29 protein-coding genes and 1 pseudogene are annotated in these 26,502 nt (G+C 64.0%); 13 read left to right on the forward strand and 17 right to left on the reverse strand.

Annotated features, from left to right (window positions below; genetic code table 11):
* Positions 1-273: 273 nt before the first annotated feature.
* Complete coding sequence (locus HHL25_RS09760) at positions 274-696, reverse strand: organic hydroperoxide resistance protein (protein ID WP_169589761.1); 423 nt, start codon at positions 694-696, stop codon at positions 274-276.
* Between the two features lie 142 nt (positions 697-838).
* On the opposite strand from HHL25_RS09760, the gene HHL25_RS09765 reads away from it, so the two are divergent.
* Entirely contained in the window at positions 839-1,288 is a 450-nt protein-coding gene (locus HHL25_RS09765) for a MarR family winged helix-turn-helix transcriptional regulator (protein WP_169589763.1), read from the forward strand.
* A gap of 73 nt (positions 1,289-1,361) precedes the next feature.
* Positions 1,362-1,754: a GFA family protein gene (locus HHL25_RS09770; protein WP_169589765.1), complete on the forward strand. Its 393-nt coding sequence runs from the start codon at positions 1,362-1,364 to the stop codon at positions 1,752-1,754.
* 75 nt (positions 1,755-1,829) lie between these two features.
* Here the strand turns inward: HHL25_RS09770 and HHL25_RS09775 are convergent, their stop codons facing one another.
* The 3 genes from HHL25_RS09775 to HHL25_RS09785 all read right to left on the reverse strand — a co-directional run bounded on the left by HHL25_RS09775 (position 1,830) and on the right by HHL25_RS09785 (position 5,234).
* Positions 1,830-2,537, reverse strand: a complete 708-nt coding sequence (locus HHL25_RS09775; RefSeq protein ID WP_169589767.1) for a L,D-transpeptidase — start codon at positions 2,535-2,537, stop codon at positions 1,830-1,832.
* A gap of 213 nt (positions 2,538-2,750) precedes the next feature.
* Entirely contained in the window at positions 2,751-3,578 is an 828-nt protein-coding gene (locus HHL25_RS09780; protein ID WP_169589769.1) for a L,D-transpeptidase, read from the reverse strand.
* 81 nt (positions 3,579-3,659) lie between these two features.
* Entirely contained in the window at positions 3,660-5,234 is a 1,575-nt protein-coding gene (locus HHL25_RS09785) for an MDR family MFS transporter (RefSeq protein ID WP_169589772.1), read from the reverse strand.
* Positions 5,235-5,355: 121 nt separating this feature from the next.
* On the opposite strand from HHL25_RS09785, the gene HHL25_RS09790 reads away from it, so the two are divergent.
* Positions 5,356-5,880, forward strand: a complete 525-nt coding sequence (locus HHL25_RS09790; protein ID WP_169589775.1) for a MarR family winged helix-turn-helix transcriptional regulator — start codon at positions 5,356-5,358, stop codon at positions 5,878-5,880.
* 178 nt (positions 5,881-6,058) lie between these two features.
* Here HHL25_RS09790 and HHL25_RS09795 read toward each other — a convergent pair whose 3' ends face one another.
* Positions 6,059-6,277, reverse strand: coding sequence for a hypothetical protein (locus tag HHL25_RS09795; protein WP_246701768.1), 219 nt, complete (start codon positions 6,275-6,277; stop codon positions 6,059-6,061).
* Positions 6,278-6,466: 189 nt separating this feature from the next.
* Here HHL25_RS09795 and HHL25_RS09800 point away from each other — a divergent pair, with 189 nt between their 5' ends.
* The gene (locus tag HHL25_RS09800; RefSeq protein WP_169589777.1) at positions 6,467-7,837 is read left to right on the forward strand and encodes a TIGR03808 family TAT-translocated repetitive protein; all 1,371 of its coding nucleotides are present in this window, start codon (positions 6,467-6,469) and stop codon (positions 7,835-7,837) included.
* Between the two features lie 126 nt (positions 7,838-7,963).
* Positions 7,964-9,793: a bifunctional diguanylate cyclase/phosphodiesterase gene (locus tag HHL25_RS09805; RefSeq protein ID WP_169592725.1), complete on the forward strand. Its 1,830-nt coding sequence runs from the start codon at positions 7,964-7,966 to the stop codon at positions 9,791-9,793.
* Between the two features lie 17 nt (positions 9,794-9,810).
* Here the strand turns inward: HHL25_RS09805 and HHL25_RS09810 are convergent, their stop codons facing one another.
* Positions 9,811-10,719, reverse strand: a complete 909-nt coding sequence (locus HHL25_RS09810) for an alpha/beta fold hydrolase (protein WP_169589780.1) — start codon at positions 10,717-10,719, stop codon at positions 9,811-9,813.
* A gap of 3 nt (positions 10,720-10,722) precedes the next feature.
* Positions 10,723-11,295: a DUF2087 domain-containing protein gene (locus tag HHL25_RS09815; protein WP_169589782.1), complete on the reverse strand. Its 573-nt coding sequence runs from the start codon at positions 11,293-11,295 to the stop codon at positions 10,723-10,725.
* Positions 11,296-11,601: 306 nt separating this feature from the next.
* Here HHL25_RS09815 and HHL25_RS09820 point away from each other — a divergent pair, with 306 nt between their 5' ends.
* Positions 11,602-12,261, forward strand: a complete 660-nt coding sequence (locus HHL25_RS09820) for a glutathione S-transferase family protein (RefSeq protein WP_169589784.1) — start codon at positions 11,602-11,604, stop codon at positions 12,259-12,261.
* Between the two features lie 551 nt (positions 12,262-12,812).
* Here HHL25_RS09820 and HHL25_RS09825 read toward each other — a convergent pair.
* On the reverse strand, positions 12,813-13,169 hold the full coding sequence (locus HHL25_RS09825; protein WP_169592727.1) for a DUF4406 domain-containing protein: 357 nt from the start codon (positions 13,167-13,169) through the stop codon (positions 12,813-12,815).
* A 128-nt stretch (positions 13,170-13,297) separates the two neighbouring features.
* Here HHL25_RS09825 and HHL25_RS09830 point away from each other — a divergent pair, with 128 nt between their 5' ends.
* Positions 13,298-14,050, forward strand: a complete 753-nt coding sequence (locus tag HHL25_RS09830) for a DeoR/GlpR family DNA-binding transcription regulator (protein WP_169589787.1) — start codon at positions 13,298-13,300, stop codon at positions 14,048-14,050.
* A gap of 82 nt (positions 14,051-14,132) precedes the next feature.
* Here the strand turns inward: HHL25_RS09830 and HHL25_RS09835 are convergent, their stop codons facing one another.
* Positions 14,133-14,669, reverse strand: coding sequence for a TetR/AcrR family transcriptional regulator (locus HHL25_RS09835; protein WP_246701769.1), 537 nt, complete (start codon positions 14,667-14,669; stop codon positions 14,133-14,135).
* A gap of 108 nt (positions 14,670-14,777) precedes the next feature.
* Here HHL25_RS09835 and HHL25_RS09840 point away from each other — a divergent pair, with 108 nt between their 5' ends.
* Both HHL25_RS09840 and HHL25_RS09845 read left to right on the forward strand, forming a co-directional pair.
* The gene (locus HHL25_RS09840) at positions 14,778-15,521 is read left to right on the forward strand and encodes an SDR family NAD(P)-dependent oxidoreductase (RefSeq protein WP_169589792.1); all 744 of its coding nucleotides are present in this window, start codon (positions 14,778-14,780) and stop codon (positions 15,519-15,521) included.
* Positions 15,522-15,780: 259 nt separating this feature from the next.
* Positions 15,781-16,170 (forward strand): hypothetical protein, encoded by a 390-nt coding sequence (locus HHL25_RS09845; RefSeq protein WP_169589794.1) that lies wholly within the window; start codon positions 15,781-15,783, stop codon positions 16,168-16,170.
* A 273-nt stretch (positions 16,171-16,443) separates the two neighbouring features.
* Here HHL25_RS09845 and HHL25_RS09850 read toward each other — a convergent pair whose 3' ends face one another.
* From HHL25_RS09850 to choX, 3 genes are all read right to left on the reverse strand, one after another.
* On the reverse strand, positions 16,444-17,451 hold the full coding sequence (locus HHL25_RS09850; protein ID WP_169589796.1) for an asparaginase: 1,008 nt from the start codon (positions 17,449-17,451) through the stop codon (positions 16,444-16,446).
* Positions 17,452-17,575: 124 nt separating this feature from the next.
* Positions 17,576-18,397: an alpha/beta fold hydrolase gene (locus tag HHL25_RS09855; protein ID WP_169589799.1), complete on the reverse strand. Its 822-nt coding sequence runs from the start codon at positions 18,395-18,397 to the stop codon at positions 17,576-17,578.
* Positions 18,394-19,332 carry a choline ABC transporter substrate-binding protein gene (gene choX / locus HHL25_RS09860; RefSeq protein WP_246701770.1) on the reverse strand — a complete coding sequence of 313 codons (939 nt, stop codon included), beginning with the start codon at positions 19,330-19,332 and terminating at the stop codon, positions 18,394-18,396. The genes HHL25_RS09855 and choX overlap by 4 nt, the downstream gene beginning before the upstream one ends.
* Before the next feature lie 106 nt (positions 19,333-19,438).
* Between choX and betI the strand changes: the two genes are divergently transcribed.
* A complete protein-coding gene (gene betI, locus HHL25_RS09865; RefSeq protein ID WP_169589801.1) occupies positions 19,439-20,044 on the forward strand; it encodes a choline-binding transcriptional repressor BetI in 606 nt (201 codons plus the stop codon).
* A 387-nt stretch (positions 20,045-20,431) separates the two neighbouring features.
* Here betI and HHL25_RS23745 read toward each other — a convergent pair.
* Positions 20,432-20,554: pseudogene (locus HHL25_RS23745) on the reverse strand (hypothetical protein); the annotation flags it as partial.
* Between the two features lie 115 nt (positions 20,555-20,669).
* Positions 20,670-21,044, reverse strand: a complete 375-nt coding sequence (locus HHL25_RS09870) for a hypothetical protein (RefSeq protein WP_169589804.1) — start codon at positions 21,042-21,044, stop codon at positions 20,670-20,672.
* A 158-nt stretch (positions 21,045-21,202) separates the two neighbouring features.
* Here HHL25_RS09870 and HHL25_RS09875 point away from each other — a divergent pair, with 158 nt between their 5' ends.
* From HHL25_RS09875 to HHL25_RS09885, 3 genes are all read left to right on the forward strand, one after another.
* Positions 21,203-21,508 carry a hypothetical protein gene (locus HHL25_RS09875; RefSeq protein WP_169589806.1) on the forward strand — a complete coding sequence of 102 codons (306 nt, stop codon included), beginning with the start codon at positions 21,203-21,205 and terminating at the stop codon, positions 21,506-21,508.
* A 251-nt stretch (positions 21,509-21,759) separates the two neighbouring features.
* Positions 21,760-22,140 carry an ester cyclase gene (locus tag HHL25_RS09880; RefSeq protein ID WP_169589809.1) on the forward strand — a complete coding sequence of 127 codons (381 nt, stop codon included), beginning with the start codon at positions 21,760-21,762 and terminating at the stop codon, positions 22,138-22,140.
* A 102-nt stretch (positions 22,141-22,242) separates the two neighbouring features.
* Positions 22,243-22,656 carry a GNAT family N-acetyltransferase gene (locus HHL25_RS09885; protein WP_390624512.1) on the forward strand — a complete coding sequence of 138 codons (414 nt, stop codon included), beginning with the start codon at positions 22,243-22,245 and terminating at the stop codon, positions 22,654-22,656.
* Between the two features lie 120 nt (positions 22,657-22,776).
* On the opposite strand, the gene HHL25_RS09890 is transcribed toward HHL25_RS09885, so the two are convergent.
* From HHL25_RS09890 to HHL25_RS09900, 3 genes are all read right to left on the reverse strand, one after another.
* Complete coding sequence (locus tag HHL25_RS09890; RefSeq protein ID WP_169589811.1) at positions 22,777-23,778, reverse strand: NAD(P)H-quinone oxidoreductase; 1,002 nt, start codon at positions 23,776-23,778, stop codon at positions 22,777-22,779.
* Positions 23,779-23,947: 169 nt separating this feature from the next.
* Positions 23,948-24,349, reverse strand: a complete 402-nt coding sequence (locus HHL25_RS09895; RefSeq protein ID WP_169589814.1) for a hypothetical protein — start codon at positions 24,347-24,349, stop codon at positions 23,948-23,950.
* Positions 24,350-24,478: 129 nt separating this feature from the next.
* A complete protein-coding gene (locus HHL25_RS09900) occupies positions 24,479-26,287 on the reverse strand; it encodes a bifunctional diguanylate cyclase/phosphodiesterase (RefSeq protein WP_169589816.1) in 1,809 nt (602 codons plus the stop codon).
* Positions 26,288-26,502: the final 215 nt, after the last annotated feature.

Genomic DNA, 26,502 nt, shown 5'->3' on the forward strand with positions numbered 1-26,502 from the left:
ATCGTTTCGTCGGCTCAGCCGACCATTCCTCACGCCCGTTATGACGGGGAGAAGGGACAAGCGGCACCGCCGTGGCCGTCCCCTCTCCCCGCTTGCGGGAGCCGAAGGACGGGTCGAGACACGCGGCTCGACCCCCGGTCGGTCAGGGTGAGGGGCAATTCTCATCTGGCCCGCAGCATCGGTATGAGCAGCAAGACTCGTGACACGCAAAAGGCCGGCACTGGGCCGGCCTTCGGGCGGTGGATCAGGAAAGGGGGCGGACGCCGAGAGACCTCAGGCGACGGAGACCGGGACCTCGGTCGAGGTGCGCATGGCGTGGCTATAGGGGCAGACTATATGGGCTGCGGCGACCAGCTTTTCGGCCAGTTCGCGCTCCACACCGGGGATTTCGGCGCTGATCGCCACTTCGATGCCGAAGCCGGTGCCGTCTTCGCGCGGGCCGATACCGACGCGGGTGGTGATCTTCGTATCTTCCGGGATCTTCACCTTTTCCTTGCCGGCGACGAACTTCAGCGCGCCCAGGAAGCAGGCGGAATAGCCGGCTGCAAACATCTGCTCGGGATTGGTGCCGGTGGCGCCGTCGCCGCCGAGTTCCTTCGGGACGGTCAGCGTGACGTCGAGGACGCCGTTGTCAGAAACGGCGCGTCCGGCGCGGCCACCGGTCGCCGAGGCCTGGGCGGTATAGAGAATTGCCATTGAGATGCTCCTTGTTTCGGGTTGCTACGCAGCCTATATAGAGCACAATTCAATTGTGCGCAATTGTTTTTTGCGCATTGCATCTCCGCCCGGAATTGGCGACACTTCCGGCGGGGACAAAAAAGGGGCTTTGATCAGCCAAATGGACGATACACTGAAAGAAAAGGAACCGACCCTCGACCGCCTGCTCTGCTTCGCACTCTACGGTGCGGCGCATGCCTTCAACCGCGCCTACAAGCCGCTGCTCGAGCCGCTGGGTCTCACTTATCCGCAATTCCTCGTGATGATGGCGCTGTGGGAAGAGGACGGGCTACAGGTGAAGACGCTCGGCGAGAAGCTGGGCCTCGATTCGGGCACGCTTTCGCCGCTGCTCAAGCGACTGGAACAGTCGGGTTACGTGGAGCGCCGGCGCGATACCGCGGACGAGCGGCAGGTGTTCATCCGCCTGACCGAGACCGGCCTCGCCATGAAGTGTCATGCGATGGGCATCATGCAGGCGATCGGCGAGCAGACAGGCTGCACCATGTCGGAACTGGAAGGCCTGCGCGACGGCCTCAAGCGGCTGAAGGTCAATCTCGGCGACGAGGAATAGGGCCCAGGTATCACGTCCGAGGGTGCTGCGGCATCGCGCGCCGCCCCGCGCCCCTAAGCGGAGGAAAGACAGCATGGATCAGGTCGAAGGCGGCTGCGTGTGCGGCAATGTCCGGATCGTCGCCTCGGGGCGACCCTATCGCGTCGGGATCTGCCACTGTCTCGACTGCCGCAAGCATCACGGCGCGCTGTTCCATGCCTCGGCGATCTTCCCGAAGGACGCCGTCACAGTTCAGGGTGAAGCGCGTGACTATCGTGGCCGGTTCTTCTGCCCGCATTGCGGCTCGCCGGTGTTCGGGGTGAGCGGCGACGAGGTCGAGGTCAATCTCGGCACGCTCGACGCTCCCGACCAGTTCAAGCCGACCTACGAATTGTGGACCGTCCGTCGCGAGGCCTGGCTGCCGCCGTTTCCGGAGGTCAGGCGCTACGAGCACAACCGGGATCCCGGCAGCCGCCACGAGGAATAGGCTCAAAGAAGAAAGGCGCCGCGGGCACGACCGGTGCCCTGCGACGCCTTCTATCGGAACACTGGAACCCGGGCCTTACTGCCAGACCAGAACGCGCGCCTTGTTCGGCACACGCTCGTAAAGATCGATGATGTCCTGGTTCATCAGGCGCACGCAGCCCGACGAGACGGCCTTGCCGATCGAGTTCCATTCCGGAGAACCGTGCAGGCGGTAGAGCGTGTCTTCGCCGTTCTGGAAGATGTAGAGTGCGCGCGCGCCGAGCGGGTTCTTGAGGCCCGGCGGCATGCCGCCATTGGTGGCCGAATACTTGGCGAGCTCCGGCTGGCGGCCGATCATCTCGTCCGGCGGGGTCCATTTCGGCCATTTCTGGCGCCACTGGATGACGCCGGTGCCCTGCCAGGCAAAGCCTTCGCGGCCGATGCCGACGCCGTAGCGCATGGCGGTGCCGCCCGATTCGACCAGATAGAGGAAGCGCGACGGGGTATCGACGACGATCGTGCCGGGCGGCTGGCCGGTCGGATCGACGACGCGCTGGCGATAGAAGCGCGGATCGATCTTCTGGTAGGGCACGGCCGGAATGACGAAGCCGCCGTCATAGATCTCGCCATACATCGCATCGAGCTCGGCGGAACCGGCGGGGCCTTCCTCGATGATCGGCTGGGTGCGCAGGACGGGTGAGCTTACGGGGCGAGCGGTGGAGGCGCAGCTGGCAAGCAGGCTCGCCGCGCCGACACCCGACAAGGAAAGAAAGGTGCGGCGGGAGAAACTATTCGAAGAGGGCATGGACAATCAGACTTCCTGTGAACGACGAGCTCCGGGACGTAGCTAAAAGCCGACGCAGCAGCTTTGTTCCCGAACTTGACGCAATGCAACAGGAAAGCGCGGCCAAGGCAACCGAAGGACCGGTTCAACTCTTCGCGAGGGGCCAAGGGAGCGGTCCGACCGTGGCTTCCGGGCCACGGCGGGGCTGATCCTCAAGCGGCTGAGGCCACCCGTTCAGATCACCACGATCTGGGCCTTGGCGCCGACGCGATCATAAAGATCGATGACGTCCTGGTTGAACATGCGCACGCAGCCGGACGAAGTCGCCTTGCCGACGGACTGCCAGTCGGGGGTGCCATGGACGCGATAGAGCGTGTCCTTGCCGTTCTGGTAGATATAGAGGGCCCGGGCGCCGAGCGGATTGTTGAGACCGGCCTCCAGACCGCCCTCTTCCGCCGAGACCGGACGCAGGTCCGGCTGGCGCTCGACCATCTCGTTCGACGGCGTCCAGTGCGGCCACTTGCGCTTCATTTCGATCACGCCGCGGCCGGACCAGGCAAAGCCGTCGCGGCCGAGGCCGACGCCGTAGCGGATCGCCTTGCCGCCGGGCTGGACGAGATAAAGAAAGCGGGCCTTGGTGTCGACGACGATGGTGCCGGGCGCCTCGGTGGTGGAGTAGTCGATCTCGCTGCGCAGGTAGCTGCGGTCGACGCGATCGAGCGGGATGGCCGGAAGCGTGTGGCCGTCGTCGCGGATCACGCCGTACATGACCCGGTGGAGCGGATTGCTGACCGGCAGGCCGTAGGTCTGGTGGAACTGGGTCGTGTAGAGCTCGCGCTTCTGCGGCACCGGCTGGGTGGCGGCCGGCTGGACGCGGGCCGGATCGTAATAGACCGGGGCCACCTCGTCCTGGAACACGTCGATGTTCATGCGGCTCGTATCGGTGACAAAAAGGCAGCCGGACAACACCGAAAGCAGGGCCGTGCCGGACAGCAGGCCAAGCGTCCGGCGCAAGAGGGCGCTGCCGTTAAGGGACTGTTTCGAAAAGGTCTTGGACACCATGACTCACCGCTTCATGCCGGAAATTTGCCGCACCCTTGCAGACGCGGCTGGCGCGAGGCTGTCGCCATGGTGTCCAGATCGTCAGGACTTCGCCTTCCCCGCCACCGGCAGGCGGACGTTCTTCAGAGAGAGGGCCGCGACGAAACCGATTGCGACGATGCCGCAGGCGGTGAGGAAGAGCGGGAAGAAGGCATCCGCATAGGCATTGGCGACCATCGCGCGGCTTGCCTCGGGCAGAGCGGCCATCGCCGCCGGTGTCAGCTCCTTGAAATCGGCGACACCCGGGACCTGGTTCGTCATGTGGGCAAGGCCGGTGCCGAGGATCGCGCCGTAGATCGAGATGGCGATGGCGGCCCCCGACATGCGGGCGAGCGTCACCGTACCGGTCGCGGCCCCGACGTCGTCGCGGGAGGCGGCATTTTGCACGCCCAACACCGGCACCTGCTGGCCGATGCCGATGCCGATCCCGTGCAGCAGCATCAGGGCGGCGATGAAGACGACCGGCGTTCCGGCATGAAGCTGGCTGAAGATCGCCAGGCTGACGACACCGACGGCGGTCGAGGCGACCGAATAGGGCTTGTAGAGGCCGCTTTTCGAGATGCGCCGGCCGGCCCAGAGGGAGCCCGCGGCAATGCCGCCGGTCATGGCGATGAACAGCAGGCCGGCCATCGACGGCGACAGGCCGGTGGTCGATTGCAGGAACAGGGCGACATAGTTGACCGAGCCGATGCCGATCGCCCCGGATGCCATCGACACGATCAGCATCAGGTTGATCGTGCGGCTGGAAAACAGGCTGAGCGGCACGACGGGTTCGGCGACGCGGCGCTCGACCAGGACCCAGCCGAAGGCGCAGAGGATGCCGAACGCGACGACAGCCAGGCTTTCGATCGCGACCAGAGAGCCGAAGATCTGGGCGCTGTCGGCCCACAGCACGACGCTTGCCACGGCACCCGCCAACAGGAGCGCGCCGAGATAATCGATCTTCGGGCGGCGATGGGGCTTGCGGTGCGGCAGCAGGATAGCCAGGCCAGCCAGCACCAGGATGCCGATCGGCAGGTTGACGAGGAAGATGGAGCGCCAGCCGAACAGGTCACTCAGCGTGCCGCCGAGCACGGGGCCGACGGCGCCCGAGGCCATCAGCGCCAGGCTCGAATAGCTCTGGTAGCGGGCGCGTTCGCGCGCCTCGAACAGATCGGCATTGATGGAGAAGATCGACACCATGATGCCGCCGCCGCCGAGCGCCTGCAGCACGCGGGCGGCGATCAGCGTGTCCATCGACACCGCGAGACCGCAGACGAGCGAGCCGACGGTGAAGATCGCCACGGCCGCCATGATCACATATTTGCGGCCGAACAGGTCGCCGAGCTTGCCGTAGACCGGCATGACCGTGCTCGCGACCAGCAGATAGGCCGATCCGACCCAGCCGAAACGTTCGAGCTCGCCGAATTCGCCGACGATGGTCGGCAGGGCGGTCGAGACGATCTGGTTGTCGAGCGTCGCCATGAAGAGCGCCGTCAGGAGAAGGAGGAAGACGGCGACCCGACGACGCGGATCGGCGACCAGAGAGACGAAGGGTGCGGGGGCAGCGGGAGCGACGGCGGGGGTAGCCGGGGCCGTCTCCTTGGCGTGGCTGCGGGATTGCGATGTGATGTCCATGGCGGGGGTCCAGGTTAGCGATCGTCAATTAATGTGCTTTTTGCATATATTTGTCAATAGCACATATATGACGCTCGCATGAATTTCATTGACCCCTGCCCGCCATCTGCTATCAAGGGCCATGAACGAGGATTATTCAGACACGCTCAAGAGCGACAAAACGCAGCCTCCCGGACCGGTTTCCAGCATCGGGCGCTCGATGGCGCGCATGCGGATGATGATCGGGCGGCGGTTCATCGGGAATCTGGTGATCGCCCGCGTCGGGGCGGGCATGGAGCTGTCGCATCTCGACGTGGTGAGTGCGGTGCGCCGGCTTCAGAACCGGCAGGAGGCAACCGTCGGGGCAATCGCGGAACAGCTGAGGGTCGATCCGTCACGGTCGAGCCGCATCGTGGCCGACCTGGTCAAACAGGGACTTCTCAGGCGGGAAGTCTCGCAGGAGGATGCGCGGCGGGCGATCGTGGTGATCACGCCGGTCGGCCAGGAGCTCCTGAACAAGGTGGACGAGGTCAAGCGAGAGACGATCAACGCGATCGTTGCGGACTGGCCGGCCGAGGACATCGCCCGCTTCGCCGAACTCTTCGAGCGGTTCATCACCGGGTTCGAACAGCAGAAAGAGAAACTCGACACGGACGGTACCGACTGAGGTCGGCAGCATCCCTGGCGGGTGGCCATTTGCAGGCCCCAAGAACCAATCCGGCCGACCCTGCATCGTCATGAGCAGGGCCGGCCGGTATCGTGCGCGCACACAGCCTACGATCCGCCGGCGCCAGTCCGCCTCAAAAGAGACGCCGGCAGGCGCGGCGCGCGTTCAACGCGAACCGTCAGGCGGGCGTCGAAGACGATTTCATCGCATTGTACATCTTGCGGCCGAGAACGGCGGCAATCGGCAAGGCCACCACACAGCCCGCCGCGAAAGCACCGGCAATCTGCCAAGCCTCCATCATGCGCATGGACAACACGGCCGTCACAGCGCCGCCGCCAAGCACGGTTGCAACCAGAATATAAAGCACTGCAGAAAGACGAAGCATCCAGCCCTCCATCGTTTAACTTACCGGAGGAAAAATTAGACCTTGCTGAAACCACGGCATTGATCTGGCGCAAACGATCGCGCCCCGCCGCAGGATGGCTGTTTTGTCGCAGGTTGGCTTGCCGCGGGCGACGGTTTCGGCCAAGGTCCGGCTCGGCCCCAGGCGGGCAGATGGCGGACAGGTTCGAGGATCAGGCGAAACATGCTGAAGCGGCGGGTCTTTCTGGGCGGGCTGGCAAGCTTTTCGGCGATCGGCCGGGCAGCGGCGGACGGTGCCGACGCAAGCCTGCAGCCGATTGCCGCGGACCTGCGCGGCGCGCTCGACGCCCAGTCGGCGGGCGTGGTGCCGGGCGCCTCCGACAACCAGAGCCGCAAGCTGCAAGCGCTGCTCGATGCCGCGGCAGCCAGCGGACAGCCGGTCTTCCTGCCGGCCGGCACCTACGAAGTCTCCAATCTCGACCTGCCCGACGGCACGAGGCTTTCCGGCGTGCCGGGCGCGACGCGGCTCGCCTATGGCGGCGACGGCCACCTCGTGTCGGCGCGCGAGGCGCGGCACATCTCGATCAGCGGCATCACGCTCGACGGAGCCAATCGCTGGCTCGGCGACTATGCCGATGCGCTGATCGGCTTTCGCGGCGTCGACGAGGTGCTCATCACCGACTGCGAGATCGTCGGCAGCCGCAAGCACGGCCTGCAGCTGGAGCGTTCGGGCGGCCGGATCAGCGGTTGCCGGATCACGGGCGCGGCCAATGCCGGCCTGATGGCGATCGAGACGAAAGCGCTGGCGATCCGGGACAACGATGTTTCCGACTGCGGCAATGGCGGCATTCTTGTGCATCGCTGGACCAAGGGCGAGGACGGCGCGATGGTGACCGGCAACCGCGTTTCGCGGATCGGCGCCAAGGACGGCGGCACCGGGCAGAACGGCAACGGCATCAACCTCTTCCGCGCCGACAACGTCATGGTGTCGGGCAATCATGTTTCGGCTTGCGCCTTTTCGGCGATCCGCGCCAACTCCGCCTCCAACGCGACGATCAGCGGCAACCAGTGTTTTTCCTCCGGGGAGACGGCGATCTATGCCGAATTCTCCTTCGAGGGCGCGCTGATCGCCGACAATCTGGTGGATGGCGCCGCCAACGGCATCCTCGTCGTCAATCTCGACCAGGGCGGCCGCCTTTCGACCGTTTCCGGCAATATCGTGCGCAACCTGAAGCGCGAAGGCCCTTACGTCCATGACGGCGCCGGTTTCGGGTTCGGCATCGCCGTGGAGGCCGACACCGTCGTCACCGGAAACGTCGTGGAGAATGCGCCGAAATGGGGCCTGATGCTCGGCTGGGGGCCTTATCTGCGCAACGTGGTGGCAAGCGCCAACATCATCCGCCGCGCCCCTGTCGGAATCGCCGTTTCGGTGGTCGACGGCGCCGGCGCGGCGTTGATCTCCGGCAACCTCTTCAGCGAGACGACGGACGGGGCGATCGTCGGCTTTCGCTGGAACGACAAGGCGACCGGCGAACTGATCGACGGCGGGGACGCGTTCGACCACCTGACGATCGCGGGAAACCGGCACGGCTGAGCCAAGAAGACGATCAACGCCAATGCTTCACCCCAAATGATCATACATAGTTATTTTAGGATCACCGTAACAACTACTTAAGACCGGCGTGTTTAGATGGTGGCTCATGTAACCGCGCGTGCTGCCATGCTGACAAGACTGCAGAACAAGATCCTCGAAATGATTGCCACGGGCGTTCCGCTCGACGAAACGGTGGATCTGTTGTGCCGCACCGTCGAGGAGATGGATCCGGACGTAATCTGCTCTGTTCTCGGGCTCGATCAACAAAACAGGCTCCGTCACCTCGCCGGCCCGTCCCTGCCTTCTGTATATTCAGCAGCGATCGACGGCATCGCGATCGGTCCCGGCGTCGGGTCCTGCGGCACGGCGGCTTTTACCGGAGAGCCGGTGACCGTCACCGACATCGCCACCCATCCCTACTGGGCACCCTACAAGCAACTCGCTCTGCCGCTCGGACTTGCCGCCTGCTGGTCCTCCCCGATTCTCGCCTCGGGCAAGGTGCTCGGCACATTCGCCTTTTATTTCCGCACACCGCGCGGGCCGACCGAGACCGAACAGAAGATCGTCGCGGCCTGCGTGCACCTCTGCGCGATCGCCCTCGAGCGCGACCAGCGCGTCGCCGAGCGGCGCCGGCTTGCCGAGACCGACGCGCTGACCCAGCTGCCCAATCGCAGCCGGTTCAACGATATGGTCGCCATGCAAGGCGAAAGCGACTGTCCCTGGGGCATCATCCTCGGCGACGTCGACAATCTGAAGCTGGTGAACGACACCTTCGGGCACAGGGCCGGCGACGACCTGATCCGCACGGTAGCATCGCGCATCGCCATCGCGGCGGAGCCGGGCGTGAGCTTCCGGCTCGGCGGCGACGAATTTGCGATCGTCGTGGTCGGGGAGGACAGCCAGGATCTTGCCGGGATCGCCGCCCGCGTGCTCGAAGCGATCAAGGCGCCGTGCACCTGCGCCGAACAGGTCATCTATCCGTCGCTGACGCTCGGCGGCGCCGTGGCCGGGAAGAACGACAACCCCGAACAGGTGCGGCAGAACGCCGACTATGCGCTCTACCACGCCAAGGAACGGGCACGCGGCAGCTTCATCCAGTTCGTGCCCGGCCTCGGCACGGCGATCGTCAAGCGGTTCCGGGCGATCCAGGACGTGACGGAAGCCCTCCGGGAAGGACGGATCGAGGCCTATTACCAGCCGATCGTCGATTTCGCGACCGGACAGGTCGCGAGCCTCGAGGCGCTCTGCCGGATGAGGACGCGCAGCGGCGACATGCTGGCCGCCGCGCATTTCCACGAAGCGACCAAGGATGCCAACATCGCCTTCGAACTGACCCGCCGGATGCTCAACATCGTCGCGGCGGACATGCGGCGATGGGTCGATGACGGGCTCGACTTCGGGCGGGTCAGCATCAACCTGGCCGCTGCCGACTTCTATCGCGCCGGGCTCACCGACCGGGTAGCCGCCTGCTTCGCCGAGGCGGGCGTGCCGTTGAAGAGTGTCACGCTCGAAGTCACCGAAAGCGTCTATCTCGACCAACGCGACCAGATCGTCGCCGATCAGATCCAGCAGTTGCGGGCCGCCGGCATGAGCGTCGCGCTCGACGATTTCGGCACCGGCTTCGCCTCGCTCACCCATCTGCTGACCGTACCGGTCGACATCATCAAGATCGACAAATGCTTCGTGCAGCGGATGATCAGCGACAAGGCCGGCTCCGTCATCATCAAGGGGCTGATCGACATCGCCCGCGGTCTCGGGATCCGCGTGGTGGCCGAAGGCGTCGAGACGGGCGAGCAGGCCGAGACGCTGCACTGGCTCGGATGCACCTACGGCCAGGGTTTCCTCTATTCACGGGCGATCGACCGCGCGTCCATGACGACGCTCCTCAAGGAGCGCCGCACTCTCGGAACCCCGCTCGGCTCTGCGGCCAACGCGCCGCTCAGCATCGCCGGCTGACGCGGCCGGCCTGCCGATCAGCATCCTTCCAGTGTGCGCCCTATTGCCTCCCGAACCGCGACTAGGTGCGTGAAGAGCGCGACATGGTCGCCGCCGGGCAGTGCCAGCAGTTCCGCCCTTTCGAGACGATCGCGAACCTCCCGCGCATGCGAGAAGGGCACGACGCGATCGGAGGTTCCGTGGATCACCAGGACGGGTGCCGCCACCCTGTCGATCGGCAGGCGATCGATCGCCGCGCAGTTGGCCGTATCATTGACCAATCCGGGCATGCGACGGTCGAGCCGGCTCATGGTCGAGCGCTGCAGGGCGCGGATCAGCGGACCGGCCTGCGGGTCGGCAAGCGTGCGCCGGCAAAGCGCGTCGTCGCCGATCGACTGACGGATCGCCGGCCCGGGCGCAAAGCGGCCGATCGCCGCCATCAGCCAGCGGACCGGTGCATGGCGGGCCATCCGCACCATGCTGTCGAAGCGGGCCCGATATTCCGGCGGAACGGCAAGCGTGCCGGTGCAGCAGGAGACGAGGATCAAGGCGCGGCATTTGCCGGGATGGCGGACAGCGAACTGGATCGCAGCCGGGCCGCCGCCCGAAACGGCGATCACGTCGACCGTGTCGATGCCGAGCCGGTCGATCAGCGCGGCCAGGAGATCGGCCTGGGCTTCGGGGGTTACGGCGGTTTCGAGTGGGGTGCCGAGATAGCCGGGACGCGACGGCGCGAGGATTCGCCGCGATGACCAGTCGGACAGCCCGGCCATCGCCAAAAGCAGCGCCTGGTCCCAGCCGCCGAGCGCACCATGCAGGGCCAGCAAGACCTCGCCCTCCCCGACATCGGCATATTCGAGGCGGCCGGCCGGAAGGTCGACCGATCGCGGACGCACGGCATCAAGCCTCGCCTGGACCGGCAAGACGGCAATGGAGCGTTTGCGCATGGATCAGCCCCCGGCGCCTTCGACCGACATGTCCGTGGTCGCCGGTGGCGCATCACGGCGGATCAGCGCCAGCGCATCCGGCGGGGGTCTGCGCTCGACGCGGCGATAGCTGCGGCAATCGGCCGTGCGCGAGAGGAGACCGAGATTGACCATTTCGCGGCGGATCAGCGCGTGATCGCCGAAGGCATGGCGGCGCTTCAGGATGGCGTTGACCTCGGGCTCGTTCATCTCGGCATCGGCCGGGAAGACGGACCAGAGCTTCCACAGGCAGAGCTGCTGGAGATTGGTGCGCCCCGGCCAGCGGAGCAATATGCCCGACGCGTCGAAACAGCGCGCGGCGGCCTCGACGCGGCGGAAATCCACCGCCGCTTCCGGTTCGACCGGGGTCGTCAGCCGGGTTTCGGCGGCGCGCGAGGCCTTCAGGTGCTGGTAGTTTCGAAATCCCGCCGCGCGCGACAGGATATTCAGGATCTCGACATGGCCCGGCTTCTCGCCCTTCGAATCGAGTTCCCGCTTGATGGACCTGGCCAGCGCCGAGAGATCGGGCGCTTCATAGCTGTTGATGATACGCGACATCGTCACTTCCTCGATATCGTGCCCTGGCGAACCAGAAAAGCCGGTGGTCACCGTCTTCCGACCGGACACGAGAAAAGTGGCTGTCGGTTTTCTCAAAGAAGTCAGGTTTAGCTCCCCTCATCGGGGCGGTGACGCCTGGGTGAACTGCAGACCCATGTCGCCGGGTTTAAGTTCTTGTGGCCTTCTCGTCAAGTTTCGTGGGCGCCGGCCATCAGGGAAATTCATGGCCGGATCACGCCGGCGCGGCTTTTCATCATCGCCGGCCCCGACTAGCCTTCGGCCAAATCAAACGAGGAGGCAGTCATCATGCTGAAGATCTACGGCGTCTACAAATCACGCGCGACGCGCACCTTCTGGCTGGCCGGCGAACTGGGGCTCGCCTTCGAGCACGTCCCGGTGATCCAGGCCTACAAGCTCGACGACCCTTATGCGCCGGGCGTGCGGCTCAACACGCGCTCGCCGGAATACCTCGCCGTCAATCCGATGGGGGCGATCCCGGCGATCGACGACGACGGGCTGAAGCTTCATGAAAGCATGGCGATCAACCTCTATCTCGCCAAGAAGGCGGGCGGGCCACTGGCGCCGAAGGACCTCGCCGAAGACGCGCTGATGACGCAGATTTCCTTCTTCGCGGCGACAGAGATGGAGGCGAATGCCCTGAAAATCTCGCAGTCCAACGCGCAGGGACGGCTTTCGAGCGAGGCGGGCCAGGCCGAGGCGGAAGCGATCGCGCGGCTGCTGAAGCGGCCGTTCGGGGTGCTGGAACAGCATTTTGCCGGCGCCGACTACGCGGTCGGTGGCCGCTTCACCGTCGCCGACATCAACCTCGCCGAGGTGGTGCGCTACGCCCAGCCCTACCAGCCGGCGCTCGCCCCCTTCCCGCATCTTTCCGCCTGGCTCGACCGCTGCCAGGCGCGCCCCGCCTTCAAGGCCATGTGGGAAACCCGGCTCGCCGAACAGGAGTAAGCGCGGGGCAGCGGTGGCCCGCTCGTCGGCCTGTTCTTCCCCGTCCCTCATCCGCCTGCCGGCACCTTCTCCCCGTCCTGACGGGGAGAAGGAACAAGCGGCACCGCGTGGGCGTCCCCCTCACCAACAAAATCTACGACTTGGCTTTGCCAAGACCGTGATTTTGTATCCTCTCCCTCATGGGGAGAGGAGCGGTTTCCGCATCCCCGGCGCCTCTTCTCCCCCCGAGGGAGAAGAAGGGAAATCGGCATCCTGGCTTTGCCCAAGTGCCAGATTCCCCCGACGAGGGGGCAGTTCTTCGGACAGAACAGCCGGGGCCGCAAGCCATCCTTTGTCCGTGTCGCGCCCCTCATCCGCCGGCCGGCACCTTCTCCCCATAATGATGGGGTGAAGGAACGAGAGGCACCGCCTTGGCCGTCCCCTCTCCCCGTTCACGGGGAGAGGGTCAGGGTGAGGGGCAAGCACCGCTCCCGGTCGGTCAGGGTGCGGGGCAAGGCTGGCCCCTTCAATGAGTGTGAGGGGCAAGAGGCAATGCGCCTGAAGACATTGCCTTACGCGCAGCCCGGCACGTCCTCCAGCCGGTACCACACCGGAATGCCGCGTTCGGTGGCGATGCGGACGTCGTTGTCGGCGCCCTTGGAGGCACCGGGCAGGCGAAGGACCCCCTCGCACAATTGCAGCAGGCGTCCGGCGACCGGGTGAAAGATCTCCTCGTAGAGATCGTCGCCGACCGTCTGTCCGCCGGCCGCGTGCCAGATCGGCAGCGCCACCCACTCGCCGATCATCGGCACATGCCCGGCCTTGAACAGGGCATGGGACGGCGCCTCGAGCCGTTTGAGGTTCTCGGCCATCTTGGCCGGATCATCGCCGGTGCCGGAACGGTAGGGCCCTGCAATCAGGATAAGCATCGTCATTTCTCCATTTTTTCTCATGCCCGCTTCCTGCAGGCCGCACGATTTTGCGTGTTTTTGCTGGAATGTCGACTCAATTCGCGTATTATCGTGAACAATCCAGAACAAACGTGCAGGAACATGCAATGCTCGGCAGCCAACGCAGGACGCATATTCTCGAAACCCTGAAGCGGGAGGGACAGGCGCTGGCGGGCGTGCTGGCGCGCGAACTCGACGTCTCGGAGGACACGATCCGCCGCGACATGCGCGACATGGCGGCCAACGGGCTGATCAAACGCGTGCATGGCGGCGCCCTACCGGTGTCGCCGGAGCTTCCGGACTTCACCGCCCGGCGCAGCGTGGCGAGCGCGGAGAAGGCGGCGCTGGGCGCGCGCGCGGCGGCACTGGTGAAGCCCGGACAGATGGTTTTCCTCGACGGCGGCACGACCACGGCGGAGATCGCCCGTCAGCTGCCGCGCGGCATGGCGCTGACCGTCGCCACCCATTCGCCGACGATCGCGAGCGAATTCGAGCACCGGCCGGAGGTCGAGGTGATCCTGATCGGCGGGCGGCTCTACAAGCATTCGATGGTGGCGGTCGGCGCGCAGGCGATGGCCGCGATCGACACGATCCGCCCGGACATCTTCTTCCTCGGCGTGACCGCCGTTCACCCCGGGCTCGGGCTGACCACCGGCGATTTCGAGGAGGCGGCGATCAAGCGGCATATCCTTCAGGCGAGCGCCGAAGCCTATGTCCCCGTCACCGAAGAAAAGATCGACGCGATCTCCCCCTGCCGCATCGCCCCGATCGAGGCGATCGCCGGGCTGATCGTGCCGGCCGGGATCGACGAGGAGCGGCTTTCGCCCTATCGCGAGGCGGGGGTGACGGTGGTGGCGTGAGAGGGTGGTCCGGCGATCAGGAATGGGGTGGCGGAGATCACGACGGGGGTGCCGTTTCGCCGACGGCGCTCATCGTGGGCGTTCAGCGCTCAACGATGCCATTCATGAATACGCCGACCAGATGCTTGATGCGCGCTTCGGCTGCGCTGTCCTGTTCGGTGGCGAGCGATATGGCGGTCGCCACGCAGACGACGTCGTTGAAGCTGATATCCGGTCGGACTGCGCCCGCCTCCTGGGCCGCCTGCAACAGCCGGGCCCCTTCCTCACTGGTTGCCAGACATCCGGGCGTTCCGATCCGCAGAACCACACCGAGGGACGCCGCGAATCCTCGATAGACATTTGAATATCGGACGAGTTCTTCCATGTAGGCCTTGAAGGCGCGTGCCGGGTCAAGATCAACGACTCTGGCACGGCTCGTCTCGGCCAGAGCCAGGAAGCGGGCGCTATAGGCCGCGGCCAGAAGGTCTTCCCGACTCGGGAAGCGACGATAGAGCGTGCCTATCCCTACCCCGGCGCGCCGTGCCACCTCGTCCAATGAGACGCCGACGCCTCGCTCCATGAAGACGTCCTCGGCTGCAGCAAGGATCCGCTCCCTGTTGAGCTGCGCGTCGGCGCGCAATGGAATTTCGTCAGCCAAACAATCTGCCTCGCCATGTCTTGTAAGTGGAGGATATCTCCATATAATAAGTGGAGCAATCCTCCACTTAACACGAAAGCGAGCGATGACATGACGCAGCGATTTAAGGACAAGGTCGTGGTGATCACCGGCGGAACGGACGGCATCGGCTTGACCACGGCCAAATCGTTCGCCGCAGAAGGTGCCCATGTGTATGTCACGGGACGCCGGCAGGAGCGCCTGGACGAGGCGCTCGAGGAGATCGGCAACGGCGCCGTCGGCGTTCAAGGCGATGTCAGCGACCTTTCAGACATCGACCGGCTCTTTGCAGCGGTAGAACGGGATCACGGCCGCGTCGACGTGGTCTTCGCCAATGCCGGCATATCCGAGTCCGCCCCGATCGGCGCCATTGAAGAAGATCATTTCGACCGCGTCTTCAGTATCAACGTGAAGGGCATGGTGTTCACCGTGCAGAAGGCCCTGCCCCTGATGTCTGCCGGTGGTGCGGTGGTGCTGACGGGATCGGGGGCGGGAGCCAAGGGCTTTGCCAACCTGTCCATCTACAGCGCGACGAAGGCGGCGATCCGCTCGTTCGCACGAACATGGACGACAGACCTGAAAAGCCGGGGCATCCGGGTGAACGTCGTTTCACCCGGCATGGTCCTGACACCGGCAATGCAGACCTATCTCCGGGACAATGCCGGCGCCGAGGAATGGATGCAGCAGACCATTCCGTTCGGCAGGCTCGCCCGGACCGAAGAGATCGCCAAGGCTGTTCTGTTTCTCGCATCGGAGGAAAGCAGCTTCGTGGGTGGCGAGGAGCTCTATGTCGATGGCGGCTTCGTGGCGGTGTGAAGACCGGCGAGATTCCGTATTGCGAGACGCTGCCCAGAAAACCAGGCAGGCGCGGCAGTCGATCCCCCCTTGTGGGGGAGATGCCCGGCAGGGCAGAGGGGGTGGTCGGCGGAACGGACATGGACAATGGCCACAAGTCGACAGACGCATATTTCGGGCCGTATCGGATTCTCACATAAAACCAGCGGTGTCGCTCCCATCTTGCTTCATGCTAGGCATTCGTCATTTCAACAGGGTGAACCAGCAGGAGTCAGAGACAATGAAGTGCCTGCGCATCTATGCCACTCCGGATGGCGAGTCGCATTTCGACGAGGTTGAATTGCCGACCACCAAGATTTCGGTGCACCCCGACGCCGTACCCTTCGACGTTTCGGCCAGTTATCCGGCATCCCGTGTCCGCTTTACCCATATCCCGGCCGGCATGCGCGAGGTTGCCTGGCATACGGTTCCCGAGCCTGTGCTGACCGTCAGGCTGGATGGCTCGGTCGACTACGAGACGAGCGACGGCGAAGTGCGCCACGTTGAGGCGGGCAGCTTCGTGTTGGTGGAAGACACACATGGCAAGGGCCATCTGTCACGCCATTCCGAAGAGGCGCAGACGGTCATCTGGATCTCGCTACCAAACGGCCTCGACTGGCCGCCCGCCTAGCCAGTCCGCGTGCCCGCGCGGCAGGGCAGAGGGGTTTTGGCAAGGCAAACGCGGTCACGAAAGGGCTGATGCCGGCAACGGCAGATTTCGAGCTAGAAGGGTCGTTGGCGATCACAACGAGGAGCGGCTTTCGCCCTATCGCGAGGCGGGGGTGGTGGCGTGAGGGGTGAGCACCCCCCTCTGTCACTTCGTGACATCTCCCCCTCAAGGGGGGAGATCACACCCGCACCGGCTCAAACTCAACCCCGCCCCTCCCCCGGACGACGGAAAATCTCAGCTGAACAACACGTCCGTCACGCGCACGTCGCCGACATGGAGGCCGTTCCAGTTGCGCATGGAATGGTTGGCCATGGCGAGAAGGGCCTCGCGCTCGGGGCTGCCGGGGTCGAAATGGCGGGCGAGGAGTGCTGCGATCATCGATTCGGCGGCGCGGCTTGCGCCGTCCTCGCACTTGACGGCAAAGGACAGGCCCTGTTGCGGCAGAAGGGCGCAGAAGACGCCTTCGGCGCCGGTCTTGGCGAAGATCCTGCCCGGCGCCACTTCCATCAGCCGGGTGCAGAAGCGCTTGGTACCGGCGACGTAGAAGGGTTCGGCCATGCAGGCCTCAATCAGGCGCTTCGAGGCCGCGGCCCGGACCGGCTCGAGGCCCTTGCCGGTCGCCATCCGGGCGAAGCCGCGGGCAAGGCCGACCAGCGGCACGGCATAGGTCGGGATCGAGCAGCCGTCGGTGCCGCAATTGTCATGGGTGAGTGCCGCGCCGGTCAGATCCTCCATGATGGCGCGGATCTCGGCCTGCAGCGGATGGTCATAGGTGGAATAGCCCTTCGGCTCCCAGCCGGAATGGCAGCAGGCGCAGACGAAGCCCGAATGCTTGCCCGAGCAGTTGTTGTGGAGCGCCGACGGCTTGTCGAGGGTGCGGGCCTGGTGGATGAGGGCCGGCTGTTCGAAGGACCAGTGGGCGCCGCATTCGAGCACGCTCTCGTCACGGCCCGCGCGCTTCAGCATCGAGGCGGCAAGGGCCGCATGTTCGTCCTCGCCGGAATGGGACGAGCAGGCGAGCGCCAGTTCCCTCGCTCCAAAACCATAGGCGTCGGCCGCACCGCTTTCGACGAGCGGCAGCGCCTGCATGGCCTTGCAGGCCGAGCGCGGAAAAGTCGGGGCCTCGATCTCGCCAGCGGAAAACACGACCTTGCCGTCGCCGTCGACGACCACGGCCATGCCGCGATGACGGCTTTCGACCAGCTTGCCACGGGTGACTTCGACGGTAACGGGATTTTCCATGGCGGCTCTCTCTGTTGGAGGATGCGGAGCCTCGCCTGATACTCCTTCGCCCGGCGCTTGCCAACAGCGGCGGGCTCGGGGACGAGCCGGAGGGGCAATCCGGTCTTTGCCGACCGGTCTTTGTCTATTGACCCAGTACCTCGTCGAGAAAGTCGCCGACCAGATCGGCAAGCGCTTCCGGTTCCTCCCAGTGGACATTGTGCCCCTGCCCCGGCAGCGCCGCGGTCGTGACATCGGCAAAGCTGGCAGCGAGCGCCCGCTGATGCGCCGGGCCGAACAGGGGATCCTCCATGCCGGAGACGCACAGCACCGGGCAGCGAACCGAAGCGGCCTTCTCCGTCAGGTCGACCGAAGACAGACCGTCGAACACATCTCGCCAGACCGCGGCGGGAATGGCGGCGGCCTCGCACCGGGCATAGTCGAGGAAATCCGCCGGCACGGGACGGCTGCAGCCGTGCCACTCGTCGAAGAAGGGATCGGCCGGATCGATCGGGTCGCAGAGCCCGTGGATCGCCCGGGCGACCGAGTTGTCGGCCGGCAGACGCGGGGTGAGCGAACTTGCGAGGATGACGAGTGCCGTGACCCTTCCGCCGAGGCGGGCCGCGAGATCGATCCCGACGGCGCCGCCCATGGAATGGCCAAGGATCGCCACCTTATCGATGCCGAGATGATCGATGAGCGCCTGCAGATCCTCGGCAAAGCCGTCGATCCCCTTGGTTCGCGCCGGCGTCGACGCCCCGTGTCCCGGCATGTCGGGGATCACGCAGTCGAAGGTCGCGAGACCCGGGATCAGCCGCGCATAGCTGCGGCTCGTATCGGTGAAACCGTGGACCAGAAGAAGGGCCGGCCCCGGGCCGGATTGACGGACATAGGCGAGCCGCCGCCCGTCCGGAAGGTCGAGGACGCGCTTGCGCCCCGACCAGCCGGCCTGATCAACGGGCATCATAGACCGAGTGCCGCCTTGACCGCGTCGAGGCCGGGCTTGCCGTCCAGCGTCTCGACACCCGCAAGCCATGCCTCGAGCCGCTGCGGCTCGTCCTTGATCGCCTTGGCGGCTGCGGCTTCCGGGTCCATGCCGTCGTCGATCAGGTAGCCCATGCCCTTGTTTTCGAAGTCGATGTCGAAAGCGAGGTTGGACAGAAGCTTGCCCACGTTCGGGCATTCCGAGAGATAGCCCTTGCGCACCTGGGTGGAGACGGTCGCGGCGCCGAAATCGGGACCGTAGAACTTGTCGCCGCCGGTCAGGTAGCGCAGCGGAAGAGCGGTGTTCATCGGATGCGGCGCCCAGCCCTGGAAGACGATGAACTCCTTGGCCTTCACCTTGCGCTGGGCCTCCGCCAGCATGCCCTGCTCGCTCGATTCCACGACCTCCCAGCCGGAAAGGCCGAGATCCTTGTCGGCGATGGCGTCGAACATGGTCTGGTTCGAGCCGGGCTCGATGCCGTACATCTTGCGACCGAACTGGTCGGCGAATTTCTGCAGGTCCTTGAAGTCGTGGACACCGGCCTCGTAGACATAGTCGGGCACGGCGAAGGTGTATTTGGCGCCGGTCAGGTTGACGCGGACCGTCTCGACCGAACCCTTCTCCTTGTAGTTGCCGAAATAGACCTGCATCGCCGGGTCCCAGTAGCCGAGGAAGATGTCGAGGTCCTTGTTCTCGAGGCTCTTGTAGATCACCTCGACGCCGAGCAGGTTGGCGCTCGGCTCATAGCCGAGGCCCTTCAGCAGGGTCATTCCGACGCCGGTGGTGAAGGCGAGGTCGTTCCAGCCCGGCTCGGCGAGCCGGACGGCCTTGCAGCTCTCCGCATCCGCCGCCAGCGCGGCCCCGCCATAGCCCATCAGCGCCACCGCCAGCACCGGCATCCTTATCCGATCGAACATGTCGTTCCCCTTGTTGATTTGACCACTTGGATAAAAAATTGACCAATGGGACAACTATTGATCTTTCGGGAAAACATGTCAACTGTGGCCCGATCGGAGGCAGGACATGAAACTCACCCGCATCAGCGTCATCAGGCGCCGCGAACTCAGGCTCGCGGCCTTCGAGGTGCTGCAGAAGGAAGGCATTGCCGGGGCGACGCTGGAAAAGGTCGCAGCCCACACGAACTCGTCGAAGGGGATCGTGCTGCACTATTTCCGCAACAAGCAGGAGCTGTTCGAACATGCGATGCGCGAGGCCAACAGCCAGCTGCGCGACGCGGTGACGGAAAGGCTGCGACGGGCGAAGACGCCGCGTGAGCGGCTCTCGGCCATCGTCGAGGGCAATTTCGAGGAGCGCTTCTATCAGCCGGCCACATGCCATGCCTGGCTGTCGCTCTGCGCAGAGGTGCCGCGGGAGCCGCAGTTTACCCGGATCCAGAAGGTCATCCACGCCCGGATGCATTCGAACCTGATGTCGGCCCTGACCGACCTCCTGCCCCGGGACGAGTGCGAGGAAGTGGCGCTTGCGCTGACGACGCTGATCGACGGACTATGGCTGCGGCTTGGGCTCGACAGCGGCGGAATTTCCCGCGAGACGGCGCTCAACCAGGTCTATGCCTATCTGGACCATCGCCTGCCCGGCGGCTGGCCGGAACGGCGCGGCAACATCTGAACGCCGGCGACGCGAGCCGGCACCCCAAAATGGAAAGGGGCCGCGCGAAGCGGCCCCTCCATGAGGTCTGATCTGTGTCGAGACCCGGACCGCGAAGGGCGATCCGGAGGAAGGCGGGTTCAGGCCGAGGGCTGCCCCGTCAAGACCGCCACCTTTCCCATGTCAGCTGCACAGACCGAAATCTCACTCGACATTGGATCACCTTCCTTTCAATACGTTGACGATAAGGAGAAGGTAGGTGCGTCGCGGGCTTCCTGCAAGGCACGTTGTGTAACCGTCGGGCTCCATAAGTGAGTTGCAATATGGCCGGCATCGATTACCATTCGCCAGCCTGAACACACTGCTTCGCGCCCCGCCATGGCGCGCTTCCCGGAAAATCCCGCGCGCTCAGGGCCTGCAAGCAGGTCCTTGGACCAGTTTCAGCACGATCTTGCCGATGTGTATCGAGCTTTTCACCAGCCGGTGGACCTCGACGACGTCGTCGAAGGGCAGAATGGTGTGGATGACCGGGGCGACCGCGCCAACGCCATCGGGAAATGTCCGTCATCAACAGGCAAGCGCGCCCCATCGACAGTGTCGAAGGGGCTCACTCGCGGCTGCGCGCTTTGTGCCGGGTTCCGCCTTCTCAGGCGACCGCTTCCTCGCGCACATCATCCAACAGCAGATGGACGGTGATGTATTTGATCGTATAGGGCACGCCGCTGTCGGCCTTTTCCTCCACTGTTCCACCGTCCGCAGGGTGCCAGGCGTGGTAATGGGGATTGTTGACGATCAAGGTGACCGCCTTGCCGGCAAAACGGCCATCGAGGCGATAGCGCTTTTCGGCGAGCGGCCAGATGCGCTGGTAGTCCTGTTCGGTGACGCGGATGCGAAGCGCCTGGCGTTCTATGAGCCGACCCGAAGGGCTTTCGCCGTCACGCGGGGTCTCCGCAATCGCGACCGTCACCTCCTCGGCGTTCTCGAAGACAGACTTCAACTCTTCCGGCCAGAAACGCCTCATGAACAATCCTCCCGTTTTGTGGCTCCTCAACCACCGATGAGGCTAACCTTTCCGCGGGCGACACGCAAATGCTCGCTTACGGCCTTACCCCACGCGAGACCAGTTGACCGTCCGGGCCTGCGCGGCGACACTTACCTTGGCAATGGGAGGAGACAATCATGGAAGACCCGATCCGCTGGCGAAACATGCAGAGCGCGCCGAGGGACGGCAGCCGTATCCTGGTGACCATCCGCGCCTCCGAACAGGGGCCGGGCGCCGTCGATCTCGTCTACTGGTCGAATGGCGACCGCTTCGGAACCGACGGCTGGCGCTCCTCGGATTCAACGCCGGGGGCGATCATTTCCTATGCGGAACCGGAGCTGAAATGCTGGATGCCACTGCCGGGGGTCGACACGGATGCGACCGCGAGGCCGCCGGCCTGGGAGGGCGAGGACGAGGCCGAGCTGGATGGCTCCGGGATCTGAGACGCAGCTTTGCGGCTGGCGGATGATGGGGCGCAGTTTGGCGGACGACGAGAGTTGCTGCTGCCTGATTGAAACGCGGTGGCGATGGCGGGTTGGCGCCAATTGCGGACATTGCGGCTGCCGCAAAACTCGAGGAAACTGATCTTACTATTGTGAGCCTTGGGACGCATGGCGCGAGCGCAGAACAACGTGAATTCCGCTCGTCTTGGTTCACACGACGGTAAATGGGATTGATCCGACGGTATCTGCACATGACACTGCAAGAGTTTTATCGCGCGTACATAGGCTGCCTAAATCGACAAGATTGGGATGAGCTGAGGCGGTATGTTGCCGACGATGTCAAACACAATGATCGACCGCTTGGGCTGTCAGGCTACCGCTCGATGCTGATCAAGGACTTCGAGGACATCCCCGACCTGCGTTTCGTCATAGATCGTCTGGTATGCGACCCACCCCTTATTGCGGCGAGGTTGATGTTCAATTGCTCACCAAAAGGCCACTTCCTTGGTTTAGAGATAAACGGGCGACGCATCTCCTTCGCAGAAAACGTATTATACGAGGTGAAGGACGGCAAAATAGTCGATGTGTTTTCCGTGATCGATAAAACCGCGATCGAAAATCAGATTGCTTGAGCCACTTTTGCGGCGGGCAATGACAGTTTGGGCCGACAATGGCCATGGCCCCGGCAACAAGACTTTGCGTTCATTCTACAGCGAGAGGCCACTGTTCTGAAGCTGGTACGGGTATCGAGCCAACCTGACTGGGAGGCGTATCATCAGATTCGACGGCACGTGCTGTTCGATTTGCGCGGATTGTCTGGATATGACGATCACCATCCTGACGACAGAAAGCCAGAACATATTCCGCTGGTTTTTACTGATGGCGCTGAGTTCGTTGGAGCTCTCCGTCTTGATCTGACTGCGAACAAAAACGGGGTGGTTCGCACGGTTGCAATCGTTGCGGAGCGGCAGCGGCAGGGTATCGGACGAGCCATGATGACCGCCGTCGAGACACTGGCAATGGCTCAAGAGGTAGTCAGGTTAGAAACCTACGCAGCGCCAGACGCAGTGGGTTTTTATAGCAAGCTCGGCTGGGAAATTGTCGATGCTCACCGGCCCAACCCTCTAATGGCAAAGCTTCTGAAATGACCGCTTTGGCCCGATACCCGACCCGGCCCAGCCGCCATGAGCTGGCCGCTCTGCCTCTGACCTTCGGCAGGCCGACCGCCGGCTAAAGGAAAAAATCGGACCCTCGCCGACCATTGCGCCTCACCCCAGCTTCAGCACGATCTTGCCGATATGCTTCGAGCTTTCCATCAGCCGGTGGGCCTCGACGACGTCGTCGAAGGGCAGAACGGTGTGGATGACCGGGGCGACGGTGCCGGCGGCGAGCAGCGGCCAGACCTCGGAAACGAGCTCGTCGCGGATGCCGCGCTTCTCGTCGGCCGTGCGCGGGCGCATGGTGGAGCCGGTGACGGTCAGGCGCTTCACCATGATTGGCGTCAGATCGACCTTGTCGGCGACCGAACCGCCGAGGAAGGCGATGATCGACAGACAGCCGTCCTTGGCGAGCGCCGAAAGGTTCTTCTGGAAATAGGCGGCGCCGATCATGTCGAGCACGATGTCGACCCCGCGGCGGTCGGTTTCGGCTTTCACCACCTCGGCGAAATCCTCTGTCCTGTAGTCGATGGCGCGACGCGCGCCGAGATCGACACAGGCCTTGCATTTTTCCGGCGAGCCGGCGGTGGCGAAGACCTCGGCGCCGAAGGCCTTGGCAAGCTGGATGGCCGTCGTTCCGATGCCGGACGTACCGCCATGGATCAGCACCGTTTCCCCTTCGGTCAGCCCCGCCATCTGGAAGAGATTGGCCCAGACGGTGAAGAAGGTTTCCGGCACGGCCGCAGCCTTCACCGCGTCATAGCCCTGCGGGAACGGCAGGGCCTGGCCGGCGGGAACGGCACAATATTCGGCATAACCGCCGCCATTGGCGAGCGCGCAGACCCTGTCGCCGAGAACGAATTCCTCGACGCCCGCGCCGAGCGCCACCACTTCGCCCGCCACTTCGAGACCGAGCACCGGATTGGCATCCTTCGGCGGCGGATAGGTGCCCTGGCGCTGGGCGACATCCGGGCGGTTGACGCCCGCCGCCTCGACCCGGACCAGGATCTCGCCGGGTTTTAGGACCGGCAGCGGCCCTGTCGCAAAGCGCATGACTTCGGCTTCGCCGAAGGACGGCAGATCGACGTAACGCATGGTGGCAGGAAGCGACATCGCGGAACTCCTCTCACGCTCGACGGATACGACGACATAGGCCAGACGAAGCGATCTGAAAAGGAGGCCGTTTGACGCGCGCGACAAATTGCACCGGCCCCGACATCTCGCGCCAGACACCCCGAGGGGGAGCTTCGAAGCCCCGTTCCGGGACTTCGAGCTTGCCCTGTCAGCTACGCGATGCGTGGGCGTAGAGCTCACGGAAATCGTAGTAGCGGAGCCTCTTGTCGCGGCAACGGAAATCGCTGGTGCTGGCGCCGACGATGCGATCGGCCTTGAAGGAGACACCCAGAACCTTGGGAATATCGTTGCCGCGCTCAGACCGAATCCGCAGACAGAAGGCGTAGGTCTTTGTCTGAGGGTCCAGCAGCACGACGCTGGAAATCTTCGGATCGAAAATGTTGGTCGCGCCGAAGACACCGTCGTCGAAGGCCTTGATGACGGCCCGGCGCAGGGCGGGAGACGGAGGAACCTGGGAATCGGCGACGGATTGCGGAGCACTGCTCTGACAGCCGGCAAGAACAACGCATGCGAGAAAGGGTAAAAGGACTTTCAATGTCAATTTCAGCATGAATATATCCAATCAAAAGTATTCTCCCCCAGATCTACCAATCCTGGCGTGCTCCCTCAAGCGCAAACACAATCAAAATGACACATCATAAAGAAGAGAGATAAAGATCGGCTCCGCAGGGAGGCGGCCTCAGCTCTCCACCAGACCGAAAGCCCGGATCACGAGACCGGCCTCGCTTTCCTTGGCCTCTTTCTTCAATTCGGCGATCTCGGCTCCGACGCGGTTAATATCGTCGATCACGAGGCCTTCCGGCAGTTCCAGCACGCCGATAGAACAACGCATCAGGGGAAAGTCGCGCTCGCGGCCAAGGCGGTCGAAACCGCGAATGCGCCCTGCGTCGCGCGCATCGTCGGAATAGAGCTCCACCACTTCGTCATGGAAGTCCGAAAGCAGGCGATCGAGGATCTCGGTCAGTTCCTCGCGCGTCCAGTCCCTGACGCCGATGAAGAAATCGTCTCCGCCCACATGGCCGAGGAAATCGCCTTCGGCGAAGAAGTAGCGGCGGAGCAGCGCCGAAAACAGGCTGATCGCATGGTCGCCCATCTGAAAGCCGTAGTGATCGTTGAACGGCTTGAAGTTGTCGAAGTCGCAGTAGCAGAAATGTCGATCCTCGTCGCCGTCGCGGCCGCTGTCCTGCATGAAGTCGCGGATGGCGCGATTGCCCGGCAGGCCGGTCAGCGGGTTCTGGTCCTGCGCCGTCTTCAGCTGCTTCTCGTTGATGATGCGGATCAGCGAGGCGGCCGAGACCACGCCGGCATAACGCATGTTCTCCGTGAGGATCACGCAGTCGGAACCGTCCATGTTGGCGAAGATCGTCATCAGCCGCTCGGCATCGGCGTCGAGGCCGACGATCGGCGCACGCTCGACGAAGTGCGAGATGGAGCGCTCATAAACCTTGTTCTTCAGCAGATCGCGGCCGAAGGGCTGGTAGATGTATTCCTTGAGGTGGAACTCGTTGATGATGCCGCGTGGCTCGCCGTTGGCGTTGAGCACCGGAAAGAAGGACTGGCGCGGGTTTCGGCGGAAGAGATCGAAGACGCTGTCGATGCTCTCGTGCTCGTAGACGGTCGGCAGATGCTCGATCTGGCGGCGGATGAGGATCTCGTCGAGCGACTGGGTCGAGCGGCGGACCTTGCCGATCTCCTGGAGATGGGGAAAGGACGGTTTCAGCTCGTTCATCAGCGTGGTCGGCCGGGCGATGAACCAGCCCTGGACCAGATCGACGCCGAATTCACGGCAGGCGATGAATTCGGCCTCCGTCTCGATGCCCTCGGCGATGACGCGCACGCCGAGCACATGGCAGAAGTTGACGATGTTCTTGACCAGATGGCGCTTGCGCGGATTGCTGTCCATGTTGGCGACGAAGTGACGGTCGATCTTCACGTAGTCGACGGGATAGTCGCACAGCAACTTCATCTCGCCGTGGCCGACGCCGAAATCGTCGATCGCCAGCTTGAAACCCGACTTTCTCAATCGGGCAACAAGCCCGGCGAATTCCGGCACGCTGGTGTTGTCGAAGCGCTCGGACAGTTCGAAGCAGATCGAGGACGGCGGGATGTTGGCCTGGCGCAGATGCTGGAGGATGCTGTCGATCAGTTCGTCGCCCTGGGGGATCAGGCGGACGTCGAGATTGAGGAAAAGCGTGGTGTCGGAGAAATTCGGCAGGGTGGCGAACTTGGCGAGCGCCCGGCTCGTGACCATCTGTTCGAGCGCGACGAGCTGGCCGGCGGCGGCGGCCTGGTCGAGCAGGTCGAGCGGCGTGTCGAAGCCGATCCGGTCATGGCCACGCATCAGGCTCTCATAGCCGAACACGGCGCCGGTTCCGACCTCGACGATCGGCTGCAGCGCATTTTCGACGACAAGCTTGGCAAGGGTCAGCAACTGGTCATTGGCAAAGCGGCGCAAGATGCCCGTCTCCACCGCGGCGCCCGAAATCATGACTTTCTCCAAATTCATTTGTTTTTTACGACCGAAGCGTGGTTGCAAATCGTCAAGAAAACCTTTCCCGCTCGTGACGGTTGGATGAATGTTTTGTGACGTTTGCACAGCGGCACGCAATAAGCGGGCACGTCGCAGACAGTCCTGTACACGCCGCGAATTTTTATTGATTGATGGATCAACCAAACCTAAATTGGCATCAGTCAGGAAAGGGC

The organism is Rhizobium terricola, assembly GCF_012927355.1.
GTDB lineage: Bacteria > Pseudomonadota > Alphaproteobacteria > Rhizobiales > Rhizobiaceae > Allorhizobium > Allorhizobium terricola.

Bases quoted from the DNA above. Each gene is read 5' to 3' on its own strand.
- HHL25_RS09895 (WP_169589814.1), bottom strand. From the start codon at position 24,349: ATGCTGAAATTGACATTGAAAGTCCTTTTACCCTTTCTCGCATGCGTT.
- HHL25_RS09830 (WP_169589787.1), top strand. From the start codon at position 13,298: ATGCTCGGCAGCCAACGCAGGACGCATATTCTCGAAACCCTGAAGCGG.
- HHL25_RS09840 (WP_169589792.1), top strand. From the start codon at position 14,778: ATGACGCAGCGATTTAAGGACAAGGTCGTGGTGATCACCGGCGGAACG.
- betI (WP_169589801.1), top strand. From the start codon at position 19,439: ATGAAACTCACCCGCATCAGCGTCATCAGGCGCCGCGAACTCAGGCTC.
- HHL25_RS09855 (WP_169589799.1), bottom strand. From the start codon at position 18,397: ATGATGCCCGTTGATCAGGCCGGCTGGTCGGGGCGCAAGCGCGTCCTC.
- HHL25_RS09850 (WP_169589796.1), bottom strand. From the start codon at position 17,451: ATGGAAAATCCCGTTACCGTCGAAGTCACCCGTGGCAAGCTGGTCGAA.
- HHL25_RS09820 (WP_169589784.1), top strand. From the start codon at position 11,602: ATGCTGAAGATCTACGGCGTCTACAAATCACGCGCGACGCGCACCTTC.
- HHL25_RS09760 (WP_169589761.1), bottom strand. From the start codon at position 696: ATGGCAATTCTCTATACCGCCCAGGCCTCGGCGACCGGTGGCCGCGCC.
- HHL25_RS09765 (WP_169589763.1), top strand. From the start codon at position 839: ATGGACGATACACTGAAAGAAAAGGAACCGACCCTCGACCGCCTGCTC.
- HHL25_RS09795 (WP_246701768.1), bottom strand. From the start codon at position 6,277: ATGGAGGGCTGGATGCTTCGTCTTTCTGCAGTGCTTTATATTCTGGTT.
- HHL25_RS09890 (WP_169589811.1), bottom strand. From the start codon at position 23,778: ATGTCGCTTCCTGCCACCATGCGTTACGTCGATCTGCCGTCCTTCGGC.
- choX (WP_246701770.1), bottom strand. From the start codon at position 19,332: ATGTTCGATCGGATAAGGATGCCGGTGCTGGCGGTGGCGCTGATGGGC.
- HHL25_RS09775 (WP_169589767.1), bottom strand. From the start codon at position 2,537: ATGCCCTCTTCGAATAGTTTCTCCCGCCGCACCTTTCTTTCCTTGTCG.
- HHL25_RS09875 (WP_169589806.1), top strand. From the start codon at position 21,203: ATGGAAGACCCGATCCGCTGGCGAAACATGCAGAGCGCGCCGAGGGAC.
- HHL25_RS09870 (WP_169589804.1), bottom strand. From the start codon at position 21,044: ATGAGGCGTTTCTGGCCGGAAGAGTTGAAGTCTGTCTTCGAGAACGCC.
- HHL25_RS09825 (WP_169592727.1), bottom strand. From the start codon at position 13,169: ATGCTTATCCTGATTGCAGGGCCCTACCGTTCCGGCACCGGCGATGAT.
- HHL25_RS09805 (WP_169592725.1), top strand. From the start codon at position 7,964: ATGCTGACAAGACTGCAGAACAAGATCCTCGAAATGATTGCCACGGGC.
- HHL25_RS09790 (WP_169589775.1), top strand. From the start codon at position 5,356: ATGAACGAGGATTATTCAGACACGCTCAAGAGCGACAAAACGCAGCCT.
- HHL25_RS09880 (WP_169589809.1), top strand. From the start codon at position 21,760: ATGACACTGCAAGAGTTTTATCGCGCGTACATAGGCTGCCTAAATCGA.
- HHL25_RS09800 (WP_169589777.1), top strand. From the start codon at position 6,467: ATGCTGAAGCGGCGGGTCTTTCTGGGCGGGCTGGCAAGCTTTTCGGCG.
- HHL25_RS09815 (WP_169589782.1), bottom strand. From the start codon at position 11,295: ATGTCGCGTATCATCAACAGCTATGAAGCGCCCGATCTCTCGGCGCTG.
- HHL25_RS09810 (WP_169589780.1), bottom strand. From the start codon at position 10,719: ATGCGCAAACGCTCCATTGCCGTCTTGCCGGTCCAGGCGAGGCTTGAT.
- HHL25_RS09845 (WP_169589794.1), top strand. From the start codon at position 15,781: ATGAAGTGCCTGCGCATCTATGCCACTCCGGATGGCGAGTCGCATTTC.
- HHL25_RS09780 (WP_169589769.1), bottom strand. From the start codon at position 3,578: ATGGTGTCCAAGACCTTTTCGAAACAGTCCCTTAACGGCAGCGCCCTC.
- HHL25_RS09900 (WP_169589816.1), bottom strand. From the start codon at position 26,287: ATGATTTCGGGCGCCGCGGTGGAGACGGGCATCTTGCGCCGCTTTGCC.
- HHL25_RS09770 (WP_169589765.1), top strand. From the start codon at position 1,362: ATGGATCAGGTCGAAGGCGGCTGCGTGTGCGGCAATGTCCGGATCGTC.
- HHL25_RS09785 (WP_169589772.1), bottom strand. From the start codon at position 5,234: ATGGACATCACATCGCAATCCCGCAGCCACGCCAAGGAGACGGCCCCG.